The following is a 20,524-nucleotide window of genomic DNA, read 5'->3' on the forward strand; positions in this document are numbered from 1 at the left end:
GTAGCCACGTCCAATACCGTTGCAAGCCGTTTCGTCGACGAGGCGCGCGCGACGCGTCGCCGCGCGTGCACGCGATGCGCGCTAGACGTCGAGACCGACGCGGGAAAGCCACGCGCGCACGCCGTCCCACGAGCGGAAATCGGCCAGACTGCGCGCCGGCTGCGCGGGATACGCGGCGGCCGCCATTTCCGCGAGCGCGCGGCCCGGGCCGAGCTCGACGAACGCGCGCGCGCCCGCCTCGACGCAGCCCGCGAGGCACCCGGCCCAGTCGATCGGCTCGGCGATCTGGCGCGCGAGCTTGTCGACGCCGGCATCGACGTCGAGCACCGGCGCGCCGTCGATGCCGGACAGGAGCCGCGTGCCGGCGACGGGTGCGCGCGCAATCCGCGCGCCGGCGAGCGCGGCGCGAAACCGCGGCACCGCCGCGCCGAGCCAACGCGTATGCGACGCGACGTGGACGGCGACCAGTGCGACGCGCGCCGCGCCTCGCGAGCGCGCGTCCGCGTCGAGCGCGTCGAGCGCCGCGCGCGGCCCGGCGAGCACGTATGCGTCGCCCGGATTGACGATCGCGACCGCGGCGCCGTGCGTCGCGCACGATGCGTCGATCACGTCGCGCGACAGGCCGCGCACGAACAGCATCCCCGCATCGCCGTCGCTCGCCGCGTCCATCGCATGCGCGCGGGCCGCGACGAGATCAAGCGCGGCTCGCGCGTCGACGAGCCCCGCGACGCTCCACGCGGCGACCTCGCCGACGCTGTATCCCGCGACGCAGCGCCGGCGCGGCAGCAGCGCGTCGAGCCGCGTCATCGCGCTCACCGCCTGCAGCGTGCAGACGAGCTGCGCGGCGAAGTTCTCGCGCAACGCGTCGTCGCCGGCGTCGCGCACCCAGTCGCGCGGATCGGCGCCGAGCAGCGTGGCCGCGTGCGCGAAGAGCGGCGCGGCTTCCGGCAAGTCGGCCGTCAGCTCGAACATGCCGGCGCGCTGGCAGCCTTGACCCGAACAGAGAATCGCGATCGTCACGGCAGGCGCTCCGCTTCGAGCGCCGCGACGAACAAGCTCATCGCGAGCAAATCCGCCGCACCGCCTGGACTCAGCCGACGCGCAACGAACGCACGGTGCGCGGCGGCCGCGCGCGCGCGCCAGTCGGCTGCGCCCACTCCGCCCCGCTCGAGAAATTCGCACGCGGTCCGCTGCGCGAAACCGAGGCCGCCGCGACCGCCGCGATGCAGCAGATTCGTGTCGTCGACCGCGGCAATCAGCGCGAAGCACGCGTGCACGCGCGCCGCCTCGGCGTCGCCCGGCGCGAGCCGCGCGGCATCGCGCAGCGCCGGCACGCCGACCGCGTAGACGCTCGCGAAACCGCCCGCCGCCTCCGCGCGCGCGCCGCCGACGCCGTAGCAGCGACCCGCACGTTCACCGTGGCTGTCGGCAAGGCGCGGGCCGCCGACGATCTCGCCGCCCCAGCGCGCGGCAACGAGTGCGCCGAGCGTCGCACGGGCGTCTCGCCCGCGTCCGGCCGACGCGCGCAGGCCCGCGGCCGCGCACAGCAGACCGAGCCCGAAGATCGCGCCGCGATGCGTGTTCACGCCGTCCGTCGCCGCGAGCATCGCGCGCTCCGCGCGCAGGCCGATCTTGCGCAGCGCCGGCATGTCGGCATCGCGCGCGCCCGCTGCGGCGAGTTCGGCGAAGAATGGTTCGAGCGCCGCCGCGCTGTTGTAGAACGTCCCGGCTGTCATGTCGTCGTGACTGCCCGCGTCGACGTGGCTCACGAGGCCCGGCTTCGGCCATGTGTCGATTTCGAGGCGCAGGCAGTGCGTCGCGTAGGCGGCGATGGCATCCGCTGTCGGCGATGCTCGTCGATGCGGCTCGCGTATCGAAGGCTCGGAATGGTCCGACGCGGACAGCGCGTGCGATGGATCGGGCGCGCCCGGCTGATCCGAAGGATCTAGTGCGCTCGGCGTATTCCGCATGATCGCCACATTCGACGCATTCGACGCATTCGACGCATTCGACGCATTCGACGCATTCGACGCATTCGACGCATTCGACGCATTCGACGCATTCAGCAGCGTATCTACCCCGTCCGCTTCGTCAAGCGCGTACGCCGAATCGCCGCGCGTCGCTTCACGTCGGGCCGCCATCCGCGCCACGCATGCGCTCTGCTTCATCGCCACGTCTCCAGAAATGCCTCCGGCACGCACAGCTCGACGCCCGTCGCGGTTTTCATCGCGACCTCATGCTCGTCTGCATGCAGCTCGCGCCAGTTCACGCCTGCGCCGTCGGCGCGCAGCAACTCGCCGTCGATGCGCATCGGCGCGTGAGCGTCGAGCTCGGCGAGCGCCGTGAGGAACGACGCGAGCGCCTCGCGCCGCGACGGAACCGGAGACGAAAGCAACGCCGATGCCGATGCCGACACCAACGCCGAAGCCGAAGCCGAAGCCGAAGCCGAAGCCGAAGCCGAAGCCGTCAGCGACGATATCGGCAAAGGCAAAGGCAACGACGAAGTCGAAGTCGAAGACGAACGCGACGGCATCAGCAAAATATCGAGATCCGAGCTGCCGCTCAGATAACGCAACCCCGTCAGCGTCTGCCACGCGAGGCCGCCGAACACGCGGCAATCGACGCGATGCGCGTCCGCAAGCGCACGCAGCCCTGCGAGCGTCGGCCGCCACGCGGGCGGCGCTTCATGCTCGACGTCGGCGAGCATCGGCAGCGCGCAGACCGCGTCGATATGCTCGCGCGCGGCCGCGAACGCGACGCGCCGCTTGCCCGCCGACGGCGGCAGCGGCAACCCGAGCGGCACGCCCGCATCGCACGGCGAACGCCGCCGGACGATCAGCGGCCAGCCGCGCGCCGCCCAGTCGCGCACGAACGGCAGCGCGTCGACGCCGTGGCGCGCGCCGAGCAGCGCACGCCACGCGTCGGCGTGCACGCGCACGAGCGTGTGCCGCACGAGCGGCGTATCAGCGGCCGGCGCGCGCGAGCTCATACACGCGTTGCGCGACATCGGCCGCCACCGGCCGGCCGCCGCGCTCGTGGCCGAGCCGATCGCGCCGGTCGGCGCGATCCGTCGGCCGCGCGACGATCGCGGCCACTTGCTCGGCGAGCGAGCGCGCCGGATCGAGCACGGCGTCGACCGCGCCCGTCTTCGCGAAGTTGTCGAGCCCCGGCGCGAACACCGCGGTCGACTGCGCCTTCTCGCGCAGCACGTCGATGGGCAGCTTCGTCACGCGCGACATCGCCTGCAGATCCATCACCTCCGGCTGAGCGCCCGGCAGGGCGACCAGCGTGCGCGTCGCGAGCGCCGTCGCGATGAACGCGCCCGCCGCCGCATGCCCGTACAGCAGCCCGATCGTCGGATGGCCGAGCGCGTGCGCGTGCAGCAGGCATTTCGCGAGATGCGCGAGGCACTCGTTCAGGCCGAGCAGTTCGTCTCGCTTGCTCATCCGCTGGCTGTCGCCGTCGACGAGCACGAGGATCGGCGTCGCGTCGCCGCGCCCGATCGTCGCGAGCACGCGGGCGGCGAGCGTGAGCGCGCCGTCGACGCCGAGCGCCGCGCCGCGCGCGACGCCGATCACGTCGACCGCGCGGCCCGCGAGCATGCCGCGCCCTTCGAGCAGACCGTCGGCATCGATCGCGACATCGTGGCCCGACGGAAACAGCGAAGCCAATACGTCATCGAGCGTCATGGCGCACCTCCGTCAGTCGGTCGGCCAACGATGCAAACGCGGCGCCATCGAGCGACGGAATCGCGTCCGCGTCGGGCGCGCCGAGCGCGCGCCACACGTCGAGCGCGTCGCCGCACTCGCCGAAGCGCGCGATGCGCTCGACGAGCCGCGCATGCTCGGCCGCAAGCGTCGCCGCGCCGAACGCCGTGCCCGCCCGCACGCGCGCGACGAGCGCGATCGCGGCGTCGCGGAACGCGTCGATCGTATCGTCGACGAAGCGCTCGGCGCCGCCGACGAGCCGACGATGCTTGCCGCCCATCGTCCGCCAGATCAGCGCGCGATCGCGCGCGTCGAACTCGTCGACGCCGCGCCGGCTCTCGATCACCTCCGGCCCGGATACGCCGATGCGCCCCTGTTCGGACACCGCGAGCGCCGAGCAGCACGCGGCGATGATCCCGCCGCCGCCGTAGCAGCCGGCGCGCCCGCCGACGAGCCCGACGACGGGCACGCCCGCCGCGCGCGCGTCGATCACCGCGCGAATGATCTCGGATACCGCGATCTCGCCCGCGTTCGCTTCCTGCAGCCGCACGCCGCCCGTGTCGAACAGGATCAGCACGGGCATCGGGCGCCGCTCGCGCGCCGCGCGCAGGAGGCCCGTCAGCTTCGCGCCGTGCACCTCGCCGAACGCGCCGCCCATGAAGCGCCCTTCCTGCGCGGCGACGAGCACGGGCTCGCCGTCGAGCGCCGCGCGGCCGACGATCATCCCGTCGTCGAACTGCTGCGGCAGGTCGAAGATCGGCAGATGCGGGCTCGTCAGCCGGTCCTGCGGGCCAATGAATTCCTCGAACGAGCCCGCGTCGACGAGGCCCGCGAGCCGCTGCCGCGCCGACGCCTCGAACCAGCTCGCGCCCGCCGGCGCGAATTCCGGATGTGCTGTCGTGGCCGCCGCATTCATCGCGCGTCTCCTTCGATCGCGCGCACCGCCTGCGCGAGCCGCAGCGACACCATGTCGGGCCGTGCGCCGCCGTCGTTGACGGACAGGCGCAGCCCGCCCGGCGAACGGCGCTCGACGAAATCGGCGACGACCGCCTGCCAGACGTCGCCGAATCCCACGGCGGCCGTTCGGATGTCGACTTCGCATTCGGTGTCGGGCAGCACGCGCTCGACGAGCACTTCGAGATTGCCCGACGCGACGACGCCGACGAGCGCCCACGCCGCATCGCCCTTCGCGCGCTCGCGCGCGGTGTGGCGGTAGTTCAACTGTTCCATTGCGAAACGCTCCTCCCCCATTCTCACCAATTGCGGAATCGCGACGGCGGCGCGTACAGGCCGTCCGACCAATGCACGAGATCCTTGATCGAGCGCGCGGCGAGCAGCCGCCGGTCGGCGTCGAGCGGATCGATGCCGAGATCTTCCGGGCGCCGGATCACGCCGCGCTCGCGCAGCCGCTCGACGAGCCTGCGGTCGCGCCCGCGGCCGATCTCCGTGTAGCCGGCCACGCCGCGGATCGCGTGCTCGCGCTCGTCGGCGTCGCGGCACAGCAGCAGGTTCGCGATCCCTTCTTCGGTCACGACGTGCGTGACGTCGTCGCCGTACACCATCACCGGCGCGAGATCGAGCGACAGCTTGTCGGCGAGCCGCAGCGCGTCGAGCTTCTCGACGAACATCGGCGCATTCCGTTCGCCGAACGTCTCGCCGATCTGGACGACGAGCTTGCGCCCGCGCCGCAGCGCCGCGGGCGTCGCCGGATCGGCCTCCTCGCCCGCCTTGATCCACGGCTCGCTCGAATGACGCCGCCCGCGCGCGTCGCTGCCCATGTTCGGCGCGCCGCCGAAGCCCGCGATCCGCTCGGCCGTGACCGTCGACGAGTGGCCCGCGAGATCGATCTGCAGTGTCGAGCCGATGAACATGTCGCACGCGTAGAGGCCCGCCGTCTGGCAGAACGCGCGGTTCGAGCGCAGCGAGCCGTCGACGCCGGTGAAGAAGATGTCGGAGCGCGCGCGAATGTAATCGTCCATCCCGACTTCGGAGCCGAAGCAATGGATCTGCTCGACCCAGCCGGATTCGATCGCGGGAATGAGCGTCGGATGCGGGTTCAGCGCCCAGTGCGTGCAGACCTTGCCCTTCAGCCCGAGCCGCTCGCCGTAGGTCGGCAGCAAGAGTTCGATCGCCGCCGTGTTGAAGCCGATCCCGTGATTGAGACGCTTCACGCCGTAGCGCGCGTAGATGCCCTTGAGCGCGAGCATCGCGGTGAGGATCTGCGTCTCGGTGATGCCGGCCGGATCGCGCGTGAAGAGCGGCTCGACGTAGAACGGCCGCCCCGCTTCGACGACGAAGTGCACGCGGTCGCCCGGAATGTCGACGCGCGGCACGCGATCGACGATCTGCTCGACCTGCGCGATCACGACGCCGTCCTTGAACGCGGTCGCCTCGACGACGGTCGGCGTGTCCTCGGTGTTCGGTCCGGTGTACAGGTTGCCGTCGGCGTCCGCGCTCACCGCGGCGACGAGCGCGACGTGCGGCGTCAGGTCGATGAAGTAGCGCGCGAAGAGCTCGAGATACGTGTGCACCGCGCCGAGCTCGATCTTGCCGCCGAACAGAAGCTTCGCGATCCGCTGCGACTGCGGGCCCGAGTATGCATAGTCGAGCCGCTTCGCGACGCCGCGCTCGAACACGTCGAGATGCTCGGGCAGCACGACGCCCGACTGCACCATGTGAAGACCGTGCACCCTCGCGCTGTCGACGGCGGCGAGCGCCGCGGCGAGGAGGTCCGCCTGCTTCTGGTTGTCGCCTTCGATGCAGACGCGGTCGCCCGGTCGCAGCACCGCTTCGAGCAGCGCGGTCGCGTCGCGCGCGGCCACCCGCTTGTGCCGCGCGAGCGGCGCGGCCGCCGCGAGGCGCGCGGCGCGCGCGGCGCGGGCGTCGTTCCATCCCGTCATCGAGTCGTCTCCTGCGAAGTCTGTCCGGTGGGTTCTGCGGCATTGTAAGCCGCGCCGCCGCCGCGATTGATGAAGTTGCGCGATGCGACTCAGTGGCGCGGGCGATGGATCGGCGAGCGCGGGGGCGCATGCGCGCGGCCGCGCTTGCGCCATGCGCGGCGAACGATCCCGCGGCGTGCTTGCATCGAACGGTCGCTACGCATGTCGTGTTTGTCGTGCTTGCCGTGCGCGTCGAACGCTCACGCAACGTTCCGCGGCCGCGCTGTCTTTCGCCTTCACGCCGCGAAACCGCACGCGCCGCGAACGCGCTTGCCATTCCGCGGCATCGCCGCAAGCGATTTCGCACAGCGTCACGCGCCCACCGCCGCCTTCGTCGCGAAGAACAGCAGCGACGGCCCGAGCAGGCAGCCGACGCCCGTATGGAACGTCGCGATCAGCGCGCCGTAAGGCACGAGCCGCCGGTCGGTCGCCGCGAGCCCCGCGCTCACGCCGCTCACGGTGCCCGCGAGCCCGCCGAAGATCATCGCCGCGCGCGGCGTGCGCAGCCCCATGAAGCCCGCCGCGAACGGCGTGCCGACCATCACGATGATCGCCTTCACGAGCCCCGTCGCAATGCTGAGCGCGATCACGTCGGAGCTCGCGCCGATCGCCGCGCCCGTCACAGGCCCGACGATGTACGTGACGGCGCCCGCGCCGATCGTCGTCATGCTGACGGCGTCCGAATAGCCGAACGCGCGCGCGACGCTCGCGCCGACGACGAACGGCAGCACGGTGCCGAGCAGCAGCGACGCGACGCCGATGAGCCCCGCCTTGCGCGCCTCGGCGGGCTGCACTTCGAACGCCGTCGCGACGATCGCGAAGTCGCGCAGCATCGCGCCGCCCATCAGGCCGACGCCCGCGAAGAACGGCACGTCGGCGATCCCCTTCTCGCCGCCCGTGTACGCGCCGCCGACGTACGCGAGCGCGAGGCCGATCAGGATCGCGATCGCCGAGCCGTGCACGCGGCCGAACGTGAGCCGCTTCGACAACGCCGCCGACGCGAACATGATGCAGCCAACGAGCGCGAACGACGCGACGAGTCCGTTGTGCGCGACGATTTTTCCGAGCATGTCGATCATGGCCGCCTCCCGCTCAGTTCTCTTCGGGTTGCGGCAGCGCCGACAGCGCGGTCGCGTCGTGGCCGACGCGCGCGAGCGCCGCGATGCAGACCGCGCACACGGCGACCGCGCCCGCCGCCGACAACAGCGCGACGGGTCCGCCCTTCAACGCGGCGACGACGTTCTGATTGGCCGCCATCGCGACGACGACCGGGATGTACATCGCGCCCCAGAACGCGATGCCGGACTCGGCCTCCTTCGGCAGCCAGCCGCGCCGATGCAGGAATAGCCGCAGACCGATGAGGAGCAGCATCGCGATGCCGACCCCGCCGACGTTGGTCTTCGCGCCGATCGCGGCGCCCAACAGATCGCCGAGGAAGAGCCCGGCCAGATGGCAGAACGCGAGCAGCGCGGTTCCGTAGATGATCATGCTTGTCTCCTGATTCCTGATGATGGATCGTCGCGGCGTGGGCGCCGCGGCCCGGCGGCTCGTCGTGCGAAGCGCGTTCTCGGGCGGCGATGGCGATAGCGTGAAAGACCTGACGGCCCGCCGCGCCGGGTTGCCGTAGACTGGCGGCGGCAGGCCGTCGCCGGCGCGCCCGCGAACGGGCGGCGCGACGGCTCGGCCAGGCACATCGTAGTCCCGCCGCTTGCGGCCATTTATGAAGTTGTCGAATTCGATTCAGTGGGTTTAGCAATGCGTCCGTTACCGCCTGAACTGCTGCGCAGTTTCGTCGCCGTCGCGCAGACGGGCAGCTTCACCGCCGCGTCCGAGCGCGTGAACCTGTCGCAATCGACGGTGAGCCAGCACATCCGCCGCCTCGAAGAGCAGCTCGACCGGCCGCTCTTCGAGCGCGACACCCGCAACGTACGGCTCGCGCCGAACGGCGAGGCCCTGTTCCGCTATGCGTTGCGCATCCTCGAACTGATGGACGAGGCTGTCGCGTCGGTCTGCGGGCCGCCGTTGTCGGGCAAGGTGCGGCTCGGCTTGTCGGAGGATTTCGCGTTGACGCACCTGACGGCCGCGCTCGTGAGCTTCGTGCAGCGCAATCCGGAAGTCGAGCTCGAGATCGCGACGGGCTTGTCCGGCGATCTGTTCGTCGCGCTCGACGCCGGCCGGCACGATCTCGTGTTCGCGAAACGGATTGCGGGCAGCCGTCGCGGGCGCGTGATCCGCACCGAGCCGCTCTTCTGGTGCACGGGCCCCGATTCGCTGCTCACGGGACGCGAGCCCGTGCTGCCGCTCGCGCTGCATCCGGAACCGAGCGTGTCGCGCCGGCGCGTGCTCGACACGCTCGAAGCCATCGGACGGCCGCACCGGATCGCCGTCGCGAGCAGCAGCATCGCGGTGCTGCGCGCGGCGGCGAGCGCGGGGCTCGGCATCAGCGCGTTCGCCGGATACGTGATCCCGCACGGGCTCGCGAAGCTCGAAGCCGATCTGCCGCCGCTCGGCGATCTCGAATACGTGATCGACCGGCCCGCGAACGCGTCGCGCCCGGCGCTCGCGCTCGAGGCGACGCTCGTCGCGGCCGCGCACGAGCTCTAATGGGAAAGAGTGGGCCGCGCGTCGATTCGCCGGTCGGCCGCGCGTGAAACGACTCGACGTGTGCTGGCGATGTCGCGATCGCGTCGATGTTTCGATCGCACCGGCCGCGACAGCCTGCAAGCGAGCCAGCAAGCAGGCCGCCGACAATCAGGGAACCTAACGGCCGGAAATTCTGCAATCTGCAATCTGCAATCTGCAATCTGCAATCTGCAATCTGCAATCTGCAATCTGCAATCTGCAATCGACGTCCCGGCAGAACGATAACCGAGCCGATTGCGGACCGCTCGTTCACGCATCCGCGTCACGCGATCCGTCCCAATCGTCGGCGGCGCCGCACGTCGAATATCCGGTCCGACCCGCGTCACAAGCCGCCTGCACGGCCCTCGCACGCTGCCTGACCAAATCGTCATGATGCGGTCATCGTCCGCTCAGGCGCCCCTCTTCAGAATGCGACTCACCGGAAGACGAAGTCACGACGCACTTCGCTTCCCCCGATCCCGTCACTTTTCTGGAGCTTTCGATGAATACGCTACGCTTTCTCGTCACGGCAGCCGCCATCGCTACGTCCGTGCTGACCGCGACGTCGGCGCTCGCATCGGCGTCCGATGCGTCGCAAGGCAAGACGCGCGCACAGGTGCGCGCGGAGTTGATCCAGGCGTACCGCGACGGCGTGATCCCGGCGTCGGACGGCGACTATCCGCCGAGCCAGGCGACGATCGACGCGAACCGCACGCGCCCCGCGGCGGCCAATCCCGCGTGGGCGCGGGAACAGCAGTAAGCGCACGCCGGGCCGCCCGCGCGCGAACACGACGCGATACGGCCCGGCGTCGCCGGCGCGCGTCCGGCCGCCGATCGGCGGCGCTCAGGGCAGGAAGCTGTCGCGCCGCACGTCGATCAATTCGACGAGCAGACGATCGCGCTCCGCGCCGAGTTCGGCCATCGAGCGCGCGCCCTGGATCTCGCGCAGCGCGTCGATCAGCTTGCGGTCGACGTCGGGCGAAAACGACGGCGCGCCGAGATCGTTCCACCACGTCGTCATCGGGCCCGACAGGTGCTCGAGAAAATGTGCGATGCCGCCTTCGCCGCCGCCGAGATGGTAGACGAGGTTCTGCCCCATCAGCCCCCAGCGCAGGCCCGGCCCCCACGACACTGCCTTGTCCGCATCCTCGACGCTCACGACGCCCTCACCGACCAAGTGATATACCTCGCGAAAGAGCGCCGCCGCAAGCCGGTTCGCGACGTGGCCCGCCATCTCCTTGTTGAGCACGATCGTCACTTTGCCGAGGCCGTCGTAGAAGCGCTTCGCTTGCGCGATCGCGTCGGCCGACGTCGCCGCGCCGCCGACCAGCTCGACGAGCGGAATCAGATGCGGCGGATTGAACGGATGCGCGACGAGACAGCGCGCCGGATGCGCGTCGCATGCGCTCTGGATGTCCGACATCCGGAGCCCCGACGAACTCGACGCGACGAGCACGTGCGCGGGCAGCAGCGCGTCGATCCGGCGATACAGGTCGCGTTTGAGGTCGAGACGCTCGGGGCCGTTCTCCTGCACGAAGTCCGCGCCGTCCAGCGCGGCGTCGAGCGTCGGTTCGAACGCGAGCCGTGAAGCGAGCGTCGCGGCGCGCTCGCCGAGAAAATTCGCGAGCGCGGCGTCGAGCCGCGTGCGGGCGTCGGGCGCAGGATCGGTGACGGCGACGTCGAAGCCCTTCGACAGATAAAACGCGGTCCAGCTCGCGCCGATCACGCCGGCGCCGACGACGGCGATCCGTTGAATCTTCATGGGCGATGTCTCCTTGGTTTTCGAATGCGCGGACGATTGTCGCATCGAACGGCGACGGCTGCGCGCGGGGCGCGGCGCGCGGGCGCAAGGGCCAACGCGCGCGCCGGGAGGAGAGCGGCGCGTGCGCGCGTGCGTCGGATCGGAGAGCGAGCATGCCGTCGCGCGGCGCTCGCGTAGGTCGATGCGTCTTCGGCGCTTCGACGCGCGGGCGGTGCGACTTCGGTGCATCGGTTGTGCGAGCCGGCCGTCGCGCGATGGGCGCGAGCGCTGCAATTGCATAACGCCGGTTCGCAGTGTCGAACACGATGCCGCTGTCGCGCGCGGGCCATCGGCCGGCAACGACGCGCGGACGGCACTTGCGCATCGCCATCTGCCGAATGCGTACAGGTCACACATGCGCTTCCGTCGAACGAAAAAAAGCCGCATGAACGCCGAAGCGTCATGCGGCTTTTCGTTCCATTCACACGTTCGGTGCGTTCGGTGCGATCGACACGTTCGTCACGCACCGCATCCGTCGCGGCTCGCGCCGAACGCAGCGTGCCCCGCCGTGTCGATCACGCTGCGAGCCGCGCCTCGATCTTCGCCTTCGTCTCGGCGAGCGCGCTCGGCAGCCGCGCGCTCAGCTTGTCGAACAGCTCCGCGTGCAGCGCGAGCTCGTCGCGCCATTCGGCCGGGTCCATCGACGTCACCTGCTCGAACTGCGCGGGCGAAAACGCAAGGCCCGCCCAATGCAGATCCTCATAGCGCGGCGTGACGCCGAACGCATGCTCGACGCCCGCGCCCTGGCCGTCGATCCGGTCGAGCATCCACTTCAGCACGCGCATGTTCTCGCCGAAGCCCGGCCACACGAAGCGACCGTCCGCATCCTTGCGGAACCAGTTCACGCAGTAGATCTTCGGCAGCGCTGCGCCCGCCGCCGCGAGCTTCCCGCCGAACGACAGCCAGTGCGCGAAGTAGTCGCTCATGTTGTAGCCGCAAAACGGCAGCATCGCGAACGGATCGCGCCGCACGACGCCCTGCTGCCCCGCCGCCGCCGCGGTCGTCTCCGAGCCCATCGTCGCCGCCATGTAGACGCCCTCGACCCAGTCGCGCGCCTCGGTGACGAGCGGCACCGTCGTCGAGCGGCGGCCGCCGAAGATGAACGCGTCGATCGGCACGCCGGCCGGGTTCTCCCAGTCGTCGTCGATCGACGGACACTGCGACGCGGGCGCCGTGAAGCGCGAGTTCGGATGCGCGGCCTTCCTGCCGGTTTCGCGGCCGATCTCGGGCGTCCACGCGTTGCCCTGCCAGTCGGTGAGCCGCGCGGGCGGCGTGTCGGTGAGCCCTTCCCACCAGACGTCGCCGTCTTCCGTCAGCGCGACGTTCGTGAAGATCACGTTCTCGGTGAGCGTCGCGAGCGCGTTCGGATTCGTCTTCGCGCCCGTGCCCGGCGCGACGCCGAAGTAGCCCGCCTCCGGATTGATCGCGTAGAGGCGTCCGTCCTTGCCCGGCTTGAGCCACGCGATGTCGTCGCCGATCGTCGTCACGCGCCAGCCTTCGAAGCCCTTCGGCGGGATCAGCATCGCGAAGTTGGTCTTGCCGCACGCGGATGGGAACGCCGCGGCGATGTGATATTTCCGGCCCTCGGGCGACGTCACGCCGAGGATCAGCATGTGCTCGGCGAGCCAGCCTTCGTCGCGGCCCATCGTCGACGCGATGCGAAGCGCAAAGCACTTCTTGCCGAGCAGCGCATTGCCACCGTAGCCGGAGCCGAAGCTCCAGATCTCGCGGGATTCGGGGAAATGCACGATGTACTTGGTCGGATTGCACGGCCACGCGACGTCTTGCTCGTCCGCGGCGAGCGGCCGCCCGACGCTGTGCACGCACGGCACGTATTGGCCGGCTTCGCCGAGCGCGTCGAGCACGTCGCGTCCCATGCGCGTCATGATCCGCATGTTGACGACGACGTACGGGCTGTCCGACAGCTCGACGCCGATATGCGCGATCGACGAGCCGAGCGGCCCCATCGAGAACGGCACGACGTACAGCGTGCGGCCGCGCATCGCGCCTCGAAACAGGCCGTTCAGCGTCGCGCGCATTTCGGCGGGCGCGATCCAGTGATTGGTCGGGCCGGCGTCGTCGCGCTGCTCGCTGCAGATGAACGTGCGGTCCTCGACGCGCGCGACGTCGGACGGATCGGACAGCGCGAGAAACGAGTTCGGCCGCTTCGCCGGATCGAGGCGCACCATCGTGCCCTGCTCGACCATCGCGTCGCAGAGGCGGTCGTATTCCGCTTGCGAACCGTCGCACCAGACGACGCGATCCGGCTCGGCCAGTTCCGCGATCCGCGTGACCCAGTCGATCAGGCCGCGGTGCTTCACGTATTCGGGAACGTCGATCGGAATGGTGCGCGTCGCCGCGACCACGTTGCTTCGGGTCATGAAAGTGTCTCCGTGTTGTGGAACCAGAATGCTGCGCGTGCGCGGCGCGACGACGCGCGCGACGGCTGGCGTAGCGACGCTACGCGATGGCTGGGGGCGACGCCTGCGCGAACGCGCATTGCGGGCGTCACACTCAACGTTCCGACTCCCAAAATCGTGGAGCGTTCGTTTTTTTTAGGGTTGGGAACGACTGTATCGCCAAGCTTGCTCATGCACCTGCCATACGATCAAGGTGATAGGCAGCATACCATCGCGATGCGCGCCGCGGCGCTGCGCCGCAGCAAGACGCGACTGCCGCGCGCGGGCGCGCGATTCCGCCTCGACGAACGCGCGCCGGGCCGCTCGGCGAACGCAATCGGAATAATCCAGCATGCGGCGAACACGGGTTTTTACCGACGCGAGCGCGCGGTTCGGCAAGCATGTCGACGGCAGCGGCAGCGCGGTTCTGCCATGTGGAACCGCTGTGTGCGGTGGGCGGCACATGCGAGGATTCGCGATTCGGTGCGCGCAATCGCCTTCGATGCCGATGCAAGTAATCGTTTCGCCGCGTGAAGCATCACGTCGCTCGAAGATCGAGCGGTGATGCTTGCGTATTCGGAATACAGGCATCTCCACGAACGTCTACCTCGCCGACCGTGATCCCGATGCGAGCGGCAAGCGGCACAACGATCGCAATGCACGCCCCTTCCAGTCTTCAACACCGCGATAGGTTCGCTCGAGCATTCGTCGCGGTCTCATCGCGTTTGCGATGAATTCGATTCGAGCGCAACGTCGCGCAGCACAAGGATCCTGCGCTGCGGATCGTCACGCTGTCGTTCAAGCGCCGGCTCCAGGCGCCCGGCGACGCCTCGCACGAGCAGCTCGACGCGCTCGCCCACCTCGTCGAGCGCTTCTCCGCCGGCGAGGCGCGTGTCACGCACGCGCAAAACGCCGTGCTGCCGTGGGTGCACGTCGACGATCTGCATCCGCTGTGGGAAGCGCGCGCGACGCGGGCCTCGCGAGCGCGAACGTGCGCCTCCTGACCGATATGGTCGCGTGCCCCGGCGGCGACTTCTGCGCGCTCACGAGCGCGCGCTCGATCCCGATCGCCAACGCGATCGCCGAGCGCTTCGACGCTCTCGACGGGCTGAACGACATCGGCGACGTCGACCTGCACATCAGCGGCTGCATCAGCTCGTGCGGACACCATCACAGCGGCCACATCGGCATTCTCGGCGTCGACAAGGACGGCGACGAGCGGTACCAGGTGACGCTCGGCGGCTCCGGTGAACCGGCGTCACACCAAACGCGCCGCGGCGCGACCATGGCTTCGAAAGGCATACGAAAGAACGGCGCGTGCCGGTTACGATCGCGGCTTCATGCTGCCGCGCACCAAGAAAAACTATAATAGTCGGCTCGCCATGCCACATCGCGTCGGCTGACGCGGCGTGCGGAAGGCCGCGCGGATCGCCGCTGCGATTCGCTCGCGCGCCCGCGCCGATCGGCAGCGTCGAGCCCGGGCGTCATGCCCGGGCCGAGTTGCACGGCACGTGGCCGGCCCCTTTGAATTACACCATGCACAACCGATTCCGACCGTTCCTCGTCCCGTCCGCCGTTGCGATCGCGACCGTGCTGTCCGCCTGCTCGTCCGCGCCCAAGCCCTTGTATCAACAAGAACAGTTCGACGCGACCGCGAGCCCGTACGCGCGCACGTTCCACGAGAAATCGGCCTTGACGTGCGAAGCCGCGCGCCGCGCGCTGCTGAGCCAGGGCTACATGGCGAGCGCGACGCGCCCGGATGCGGTCGAAGGCAGCAAGAACTTCCAGCCGAGCAACGACTCGCACGTCGTCATCGAATTCCACGTCGTCTGCGCGGACGCCGACATCGACGGCGCGTCGAGCATCGCCTACGTGAACGCCGTGCAGGACCGCTACTCGTTGAAGAAGAGCAACACGTCGGCGAGCGTCGGTCTGAGCGTGTTCGGCTCGCTGTCGCTGCCGATCGGCTCGAGCGACGACGCAATGGTCAAGATCGCGAGCGAAACCATTCCCGCCGGCGTGTTCTACGAGCGCTTCTTCAATCTCGTCGACCACTTCCTGAAGATCGATCCGACGCGACGCGACAAGGCCGCGGTCAAGGCGGCCGAAAAGGAACGCGTCGCGCCGCTGCCGGAGCCGGCGGAGACGGCCGAAGGCGCGCCGATGAAGCTGAAAACGCCGGCCGTGCCGACACCGCCGGCGGAGCCCGTGCATCCCGCTTCCGAGGCAGCGTCGATGCCAGCTGCGGCGTCGGCTCCGGCGTCCGCGCCGACCGCGGCTTCGGCTTCGACGTCCGCGTTCGCGCCTGCCGCGGCCTCGGCTCCGGCGTCCGCGCCCGCGCCGGCATCGGTTCCCGTGCCGATGTCCGCACCGGCGCCGACATCCACGCCTGCCCCCGCGCCTACCGCGCCCCCTTCGTCGTCGATCATGCGATCGGTGACGCCCGTGGTGTCGTCGTCTCACTCGGCGAAGCCGTTGGCATCGGCGTCGCCGATCGCGCCGTCGACCAACGCGCCCGTCCCGGCGGAGTCGGCGCAGACCGAGGCCGCCACGCCGACAGCGGAAGGTGCGGGCGCGCCTGCGCCAACACCCGCCACGACGGCCCCGGTAACGACGGAAAACGCAACGCAATCCGCCGCCAACGACGTCAACGCGAACTGATCGCCCCTCCCCGTCAGCTCTCCCGCCAATCGCCACGCATGGGACGCAAGCTTCTCCGCGTACCGCGCCGTCTACTTCGCTGCTTACTTCGTCGTGTAACCGCCGTTGATCAGGATCGTCTGGCCGGTGACCCACCACCCGTCGCTGACGAGATGGCGAATGAACGGCACGACGTCCTCGATGTCGGTCAGCCCCGTCTTCGAAAACGGTGACAACGCGGCGGCCGTCTTGTGATACGCGACCGCGTCCGCGCCTTCGGCCGGATAGAAGAACGGCGTGTCCATCGGGCCCGGGCCGACCGCCGTCACGGAAATGCCGCGCGCGCCAAATTCCTTCGCCGCCGCGCGCGTGAAGTGCTCGACGGGCGCCTTCAGCCCCGCGTAGGCCGCGTAGAACGGCGTGAACGCGCCGAGCAGCGACGTCACGAGCGTGAGGATCTTGCCGTTGTCGTTGACTTGCTTGCCCGCTTCCTTCAGGAAGAAGAACGCCGACTTCGAGTTGACGGCAGCCATCTCGTCGTATTCGGCTTCGGTGATCTCGGCGAACGGCTTCTTCAGCACCTTGCCGACCGTGTTGATCGCGATGTCCGGACGGCCGACCGCGGCCACCGCATCGGCGAACAACTTCTCGACGGCGCCCGCCGTCGTCAGGTCCGCCTGCAGCGCGACCGCCTGCGCGCCCGCCGCCTTCATCGCCGCGACGGTCGCCTCGGCATCGGCCTGCGTGCCCGGGCTGTTGTAATGGATGACGACCGCCTTCGCGCCATGCTCGGCGAGATCGCGCGCGATCAGCCCGCCGAGATTCTTCGCGCCGCCCGCGACGATGACGGTTTTGCCCTTGATGCTATGGTCTGCCATGGTGGCTCTCCGTTTCCGAGGCGCGAGGCCGCCGGATGCCGCCTCGCATGCGTTCGAATGATATATTCCAGAAAATCCCTATAAAGCCATCACTTCTGACATCACCCGTCAGAGAAATCGAATAATTGTTGGTTGCCGCACGCTCGATCCCACGACGATGACCCAGTTCGCCCCCGTACCCGCGCCGCCCGCCGCGCCCGACACACATCGCGTGACGCCGCCCGCGCTTCGCCACCGAGACGCCGATGGATCGCATTGACCTCTTTCGCGTGTTCGCGCGCGTCGTCGAATGCGCGAACTTCACACGCGCGGCCGACACGCTCGGGATGCCGCGCTCGTCCGTGTCGGCGGCGATCCAGGAACTGGAGGGCCGGGTCGGCGCGCGGCTGCTCAACCGGACGACGCGCAAGGTGACGCCGACGCAGGACGGCGCCGCGCTCTACGAGCGCTGTCTGCGCGTCATCGCCGACGTCGAGGAAACCGAGAACCTGTTCCGCCATTCGACCGTCGGGCCGGGCGGCACGTTGCGCGTCGACATGCCGGGCCGCATCGGACGCCTGATCGTCGCGCCCGCGCTGCCCGCGTTTCTCGACCAATACCCGCAGATCAGCATCGACCTCGGCGTCACCGATCGCGCGGTGAATCTGATCGAGGAGCGCGTCGACTGCGTGCTGCGCGTCGGCACGCTGAGCGACTCGGGCCTCGTTGCACGCGCGATCGGCAACCTGCCGCTCATCAACGTCGCAAGCCCCGCGTATCTCGCGCGCCACGGCGTGCCGCGCACGCCCGCCGATCTCTCGCGCCATCGGCCGATCCACTACGCCTCGCCGTCGAGCGGACGCATCGCGCCGTGGGAATGGGTCGAAGGCGATGCGGTCAGACGGCTCTCGCTGCAGGGGCGCGTGACCGTCAACAACGCGGAAGCCTATATCGCGTGCTGCCTGTCGGGACTCGGGCTCATCCAGATTCCCGCGTACGACGTCGACGCGCATCTGCGCGCGGGCGAGCTCGTCGAAGTGCTGCCGGACCATCGCGCGGCGCCGATGCCGATGACGCTGCTCTATCCGCATCGGCAGCATCTGTCTCGGCGGCTTCAGGTGTTCGCGGATTGGCTGGAGACACGGCTGAAGGAGACGGTTCTGTAGAGGGCGACGCTCGCCGCGCCTGATTTCGGCAGGCGTGTCGGGCGCTGCGTCGGCTGCGCGCTTGTTCGGCTTGTTCGGCTTGTTCGGCTTGTTCGGCTTGTTCGGCTTGTTCGGCTTGTTCGGCTTGTTCGGCTTGTTCGGCTTGTTCGGCTTGTTCGGCTTGTTCGGCTTGTTCGGCTTGTTCGGCTTGTTCGGCGGTTCGGCGGTTCGGCGGTTCGGCGGTTCGGCGGTTCGGCGGCAAATATTATCCGGGTATTATTGACACCCTATTTATATCCGGGTATAAATGCGCATTGTTCGGATTTTTCGAGGTCAATGCCATGACGAGCGCCCCTCTCCCTTCCCACATTGCCTTCGACGGCTATCGGCGGCTTGCGGCCGGCCCGCTGTCGACGGTTGCAATCGCAGTCAAGCGGGCCGTCGAAAACGACGCCGTCGGCGGCGCGGTCCTGATCTTCGACAACGCGACCGGTCGCTCGATCGACATCGACACGCGAGGCTCGGACGACGACATCGCAACCCGCTACGCGCAGACCGCGTCGGCCGAAGACGGCAACGCGCAACGCGACGGCATGGCTCGCGAGTCCGCCCCAGACTCAGCCGGCGCACCCGACGCAAATGGCGGCGCGAGCGAGCCGCGCGGCCGCGGCCGTCCGAAGCTCGGCGTCGTCGCCCGCGAAGTCACGCTGCTGCCGCGCCATTGGGAATGGCTCGCGACGCAGCCGGGCGGCGCGTCCGTCGTGCTGCGCCGCCTCGTCGACGAAGCCCGCCGCACGCACGCGCACGAGGACCGACGCCGCCGGACGCAGGAGCGCGCATACCACTTCATGTCGGCGATCGCGGGCGACATGCCGGGCTTCGAGGAGGCGACGCGCGCGCTCTTCGCGAACGACGGCGCGCGCCTGCGCGAACTGGTCGCCGCGTGGCCCGCCGACGTGCGCGACCACGCGCTCGCGCTTGCGTTCACGAACGACGACGCCGCGCCGCCGCCCGCCACGCTCTGAATCCACTCCCGAGAACATGACAGCCATAGACTTGAATGCAGGCGCGTTGGCGCCCGTCGCCGACGAAGTCGACCTCGTCGACCTTCCCGTGACCGGCTCGATTCCGCGCGACCTGAACGGCGTGCTCGTGCGCAACGGACCCAATCCGCTGCGCGGCCGCTTCGAAGGCGACGACGTGCTGTCGTGGTGGCCGGAAGACGCGATGCTGCACGCGGTAGCGCTCCAGGACGGCCGCGCGGCGCGCTACCGGAATCGCTGGGCGCGCACGCAGCGCTGGGCGCGTGTGCACGACCCGGATCGTGCGCCGTCGCTCGTCGACACGAATCCGAACGTGAACGTGCTCGTTCACGCAGGCGAAATCCTCGCGCTCGCCGAAGGCGGCGCGCCGCTCGCGATCACCGCGGGCCTCGACAGCCTCGGCGCGTCGCGCCGCCATCCGGGTCTCGCGCCCGGCATGGCGGCGCATCCGAAAGTCGATCCGCATACCGGCGAGCTGATCGTGTTTCGCGCCGACTGGAACCGGCCGTGGCTGCGCTACGGCGTCGCGGATGCGGCGGGCGTGCAGACCGTCGACATCGAAGTCGATTGGCCGGCGCCGTCGATGATGCACGACATCGCGATCACCGCGACGCACAGCATCGTGTTCGACTTGAACGTCGCATACGACTTCTCGATGCTGTCGCGCGGCCACCGGATGCCGCTGCGCTGGCACGACGAGCGCCGCGCGCGCATCGGCGTCCTGCCGCGCCACGGCGGCGACACGCGCTGGTTCGATGTCGCGCCGTGCTTCATCCAGCACGTCGTCAACGCGTACGACAGGCATCGTTCGGCGATCGTGCTCGATGTCGTCCGCTATCCGTGGTTCCTGCGCCTCGCCGGCGACGGCCGCACGTTCGACGACAACCCGGTCGGCGTGCTGTGGCGCTACGTGATCGATCTCGAGACGGGGATCGTCGCCGAGCAGCCGCTCGACGACACCGGCATCGAGCTGCCCCGCATCAACGAAAACCGGACCGGCCGCCGCCATCGCTTCCTGTACGCGACGGAGCAGCCGACCAATGCGGAACTGCGCGGCGTCGTGCGTTACGACGTCGATGCCGGATCGACGCAGCGCTACCGGGTGCCGCCGGGCGACCAGAACAGCGAGCCGGTGTTCGTCCCGCGTCCGGGCGCCGTCGACGAAGACGACGGCTGGCTGCTCGTCTGCGTGTATCGCCGCAAAACGGATACGAGCGATCTCGTGATCCTCGACGGCCGGCGCATCGACGACGAGCCGATCGCGACCGTGCATCTGCCACGGCGAATCCCGGCGGGATTCCACGGCGCGTGGCTGCCGGGCGACCGCTAAGCAGGATCGACGCGGCCGCCGCGCGAACGCGTGCTCGCCGT

20 protein-coding genes and 1 pseudogene are annotated in these 20,524 nt (G+C 69.6%); 9 read left to right on the top strand and 12 right to left on the bottom strand.

The features are described from left to right. Nucleotides 1-81 precede the first annotated feature (81 nt). The 9 genes from mdcH to madL all read right to left on the bottom strand — a co-directional run bounded on the left by mdcH (nt 82) and on the right by madL (nt 8,134). The gene (gene mdcH, locus WS70_RS12045; protein WP_059597162.1) at nt 82-1,020 is read right to left on the bottom strand and encodes a malonate decarboxylase subunit epsilon; all 939 of its coding nucleotides are present in this window, start codon (nt 1,018-1,020) and stop codon (nt 82-84) included. Then, nucleotides 1,017-2,168, bottom strand: a complete 1,152-nt coding sequence (gene mdcB, locus WS70_RS12050; RefSeq protein WP_108034000.1) for a triphosphoribosyl-dephospho-CoA synthase MdcB — start codon at nt 2,166-2,168, stop codon at nt 1,017-1,019. The genes mdcH and mdcB overlap by 4 nt, the downstream gene beginning before the upstream one ends. Then, nucleotides 2,165-2,989, bottom strand: a complete 825-nt coding sequence (gene mdcG, locus WS70_RS12055; protein ID WP_059597163.1) for a malonate decarboxylase holo-[acyl-carrier-protein] synthase — start codon at nt 2,987-2,989, stop codon at nt 2,165-2,167. Before mdcG ends, mdcB begins: the two co-directional genes overlap by 4 nt. Continuing rightward, nucleotides 2,964-3,689 (bottom strand): biotin-independent malonate decarboxylase subunit gamma, encoded by a 726-nt coding sequence (mdcE, locus tag WS70_RS12060; RefSeq protein WP_059597164.1) that lies wholly within the window; start codon nt 3,687-3,689, stop codon nt 2,964-2,966. The genes mdcG and mdcE overlap by 26 nt, the downstream gene beginning before the upstream one ends. Continuing rightward, the gene (locus WS70_RS12065; protein ID WP_059597165.1) at nt 3,676-4,623 is read right to left on the bottom strand and encodes a biotin-independent malonate decarboxylase subunit beta; all 948 of its coding nucleotides are present in this window, start codon (nt 4,621-4,623) and stop codon (nt 3,676-3,678) included. The genes mdcE and WS70_RS12065 overlap by 14 nt, the downstream gene beginning before the upstream one ends. After that, nucleotides 4,620-4,937 (bottom strand): malonate decarboxylase acyl carrier protein, encoded by a 318-nt coding sequence (gene mdcC, locus WS70_RS12070; protein WP_059473258.1) that lies wholly within the window; start codon nt 4,935-4,937, stop codon nt 4,620-4,622. The genes WS70_RS12065 and mdcC overlap by 4 nt, the downstream gene beginning before the upstream one ends. Before the next feature lie 23 nt (nt 4,938-4,960). Then, nucleotides 4,961-6,607 (bottom strand): malonate decarboxylase subunit alpha, encoded by a 1,647-nt coding sequence (gene mdcA / locus WS70_RS12075; RefSeq protein ID WP_059473257.1) that lies wholly within the window; start codon nt 6,605-6,607, stop codon nt 4,961-4,963. A gap of 350 nt (nt 6,608-6,957) precedes the next feature. Then, nucleotides 6,958-7,725 (bottom strand): malonate transporter subunit MadM, encoded by a 768-nt coding sequence (gene madM, locus WS70_RS12080; RefSeq protein WP_059597166.1) that lies wholly within the window; start codon nt 7,723-7,725, stop codon nt 6,958-6,960. A gap of 13 nt (nt 7,726-7,738) precedes the next feature. Then, the gene (gene madL, locus WS70_RS12085; RefSeq protein WP_059597167.1) at nt 7,739-8,134 is read right to left on the bottom strand and encodes a malonate transporter subunit MadL; all 396 of its coding nucleotides are present in this window, start codon (nt 8,132-8,134) and stop codon (nt 7,739-7,741) included. A 255-nt stretch (nt 8,135-8,389) separates the two neighbouring features. Here madL and WS70_RS12090 point away from each other — a divergent pair, with 255 nt between their 5' ends. Together WS70_RS12090 and WS70_RS12095 are read left to right on the top strand one after the other, a co-directional pair. Further along, on the top strand, nt 8,390-9,250 hold the full coding sequence (locus WS70_RS12090) for a LysR family transcriptional regulator (protein WP_203235981.1): 861 nt from the start codon (nt 8,390-8,392) through the stop codon (nt 9,248-9,250). Between the two features lie 520 nt (nt 9,251-9,770). Then, a complete protein-coding gene (locus tag WS70_RS12095) occupies nt 9,771-10,028 on the top strand; it encodes a DUF4148 domain-containing protein (RefSeq protein ID WP_059597169.1) in 258 nt (85 codons plus the stop codon). An 84-nt stretch (nt 10,029-10,112) separates the two neighbouring features. Here WS70_RS12095 and WS70_RS12100 read toward each other — a convergent pair whose 3' ends face one another. Together WS70_RS12100 and WS70_RS12105 are read right to left on the bottom strand one after the other, a co-directional pair. Further along, complete coding sequence (locus WS70_RS12100; RefSeq protein ID WP_059597170.1) at nt 10,113-11,030, bottom strand: 3-hydroxyacyl-CoA dehydrogenase NAD-binding domain-containing protein; 918 nt, start codon at nt 11,028-11,030, stop codon at nt 10,113-10,115. A gap of 554 nt (nt 11,031-11,584) precedes the next feature. Further along, nucleotides 11,585-13,450, bottom strand: coding sequence for a phosphoenolpyruvate carboxykinase (GTP) (locus WS70_RS12105; RefSeq protein WP_059597171.1), 1,866 nt, complete (start codon nt 13,448-13,450; stop codon nt 11,585-11,587). A gap of 12 nt (nt 13,451-13,462) precedes the next feature. Between WS70_RS12105 and WS70_RS32130 the strand changes: the two genes are divergently transcribed. The 3 genes and pseudogenes from WS70_RS32130 (at nt 13,463) to WS70_RS12125 (ending at nt 16,129) form a co-directional block, all read left to right on the top strand. Beyond that, nucleotides 13,463-14,002, top strand: a complete 540-nt coding sequence (locus tag WS70_RS32130) for a hypothetical protein (protein WP_162498963.1) — start codon at nt 13,463-13,465, stop codon at nt 14,000-14,002. 209 nt (nt 14,003-14,211) lie between these two features. Then, nucleotides 14,212-14,732 (top strand): annotated as a pseudogene (locus tag WS70_RS12120) (nitrite/sulfite reductase); the annotation flags it as partial. A 272-nt stretch (nt 14,733-15,004) separates the two neighbouring features. Then, entirely contained in the window at nt 15,005-16,129 is a 1,125-nt protein-coding gene (locus WS70_RS12125) for a DUF2242 domain-containing protein (protein ID WP_059597174.1), read from the top strand. An 83-nt stretch (nt 16,130-16,212) separates the two neighbouring features. Here the strand turns inward: WS70_RS12125 and WS70_RS12130 are convergent, their stop codons facing one another. Further along, nucleotides 16,213-16,986 carry an SDR family oxidoreductase gene (locus tag WS70_RS12130; protein ID WP_059473246.1) on the bottom strand — a complete coding sequence of 258 codons (774 nt, stop codon included), beginning with the start codon at nt 16,984-16,986 and terminating at the stop codon, nt 16,213-16,215. 245 nt (nt 16,987-17,231) lie between these two features. Here WS70_RS12130 and WS70_RS12135 point away from each other — a divergent pair, with 245 nt between their 5' ends. The 4 genes from WS70_RS12135 to WS70_RS12150 all read left to right on the top strand — a co-directional run bounded on the left by WS70_RS12135 (nt 17,232) and on the right by WS70_RS12150 (nt 20,483). Continuing rightward, nucleotides 17,232-18,131, top strand: a complete 900-nt coding sequence (locus WS70_RS12135) for a LysR family transcriptional regulator (protein ID WP_059597175.1) — start codon at nt 17,232-17,234, stop codon at nt 18,129-18,131. A gap of 61 nt (nt 18,132-18,192) precedes the next feature. Further along, a complete protein-coding gene (locus tag WS70_RS12140; RefSeq protein ID WP_159082894.1) occupies nt 18,193-18,393 on the top strand; it encodes a hypothetical protein in 201 nt (66 codons plus the stop codon). A 58-nt stretch (nt 18,394-18,451) separates the two neighbouring features. Beyond that, entirely contained in the window at nt 18,452-19,135 is a 684-nt protein-coding gene (locus WS70_RS12145) for a DUF2239 family protein (protein WP_059473244.1), read from the top strand. A gap of 16 nt (nt 19,136-19,151) precedes the next feature. After that, nucleotides 19,152-20,483: a carotenoid oxygenase family protein gene (locus WS70_RS12150; RefSeq protein ID WP_059597177.1), complete on the top strand. Its 1,332-nt coding sequence runs from the start codon at nt 19,152-19,154 to the stop codon at nt 20,481-20,483. Nucleotides 20,484-20,524: the final 41 nt, after the last annotated feature.

The organism is Burkholderia mayonis (genome assembly GCF_001523745.2).
GTDB lineage: Bacteria > Pseudomonadota > Gammaproteobacteria > Burkholderiales > Burkholderiaceae > Burkholderia > Burkholderia mayonis.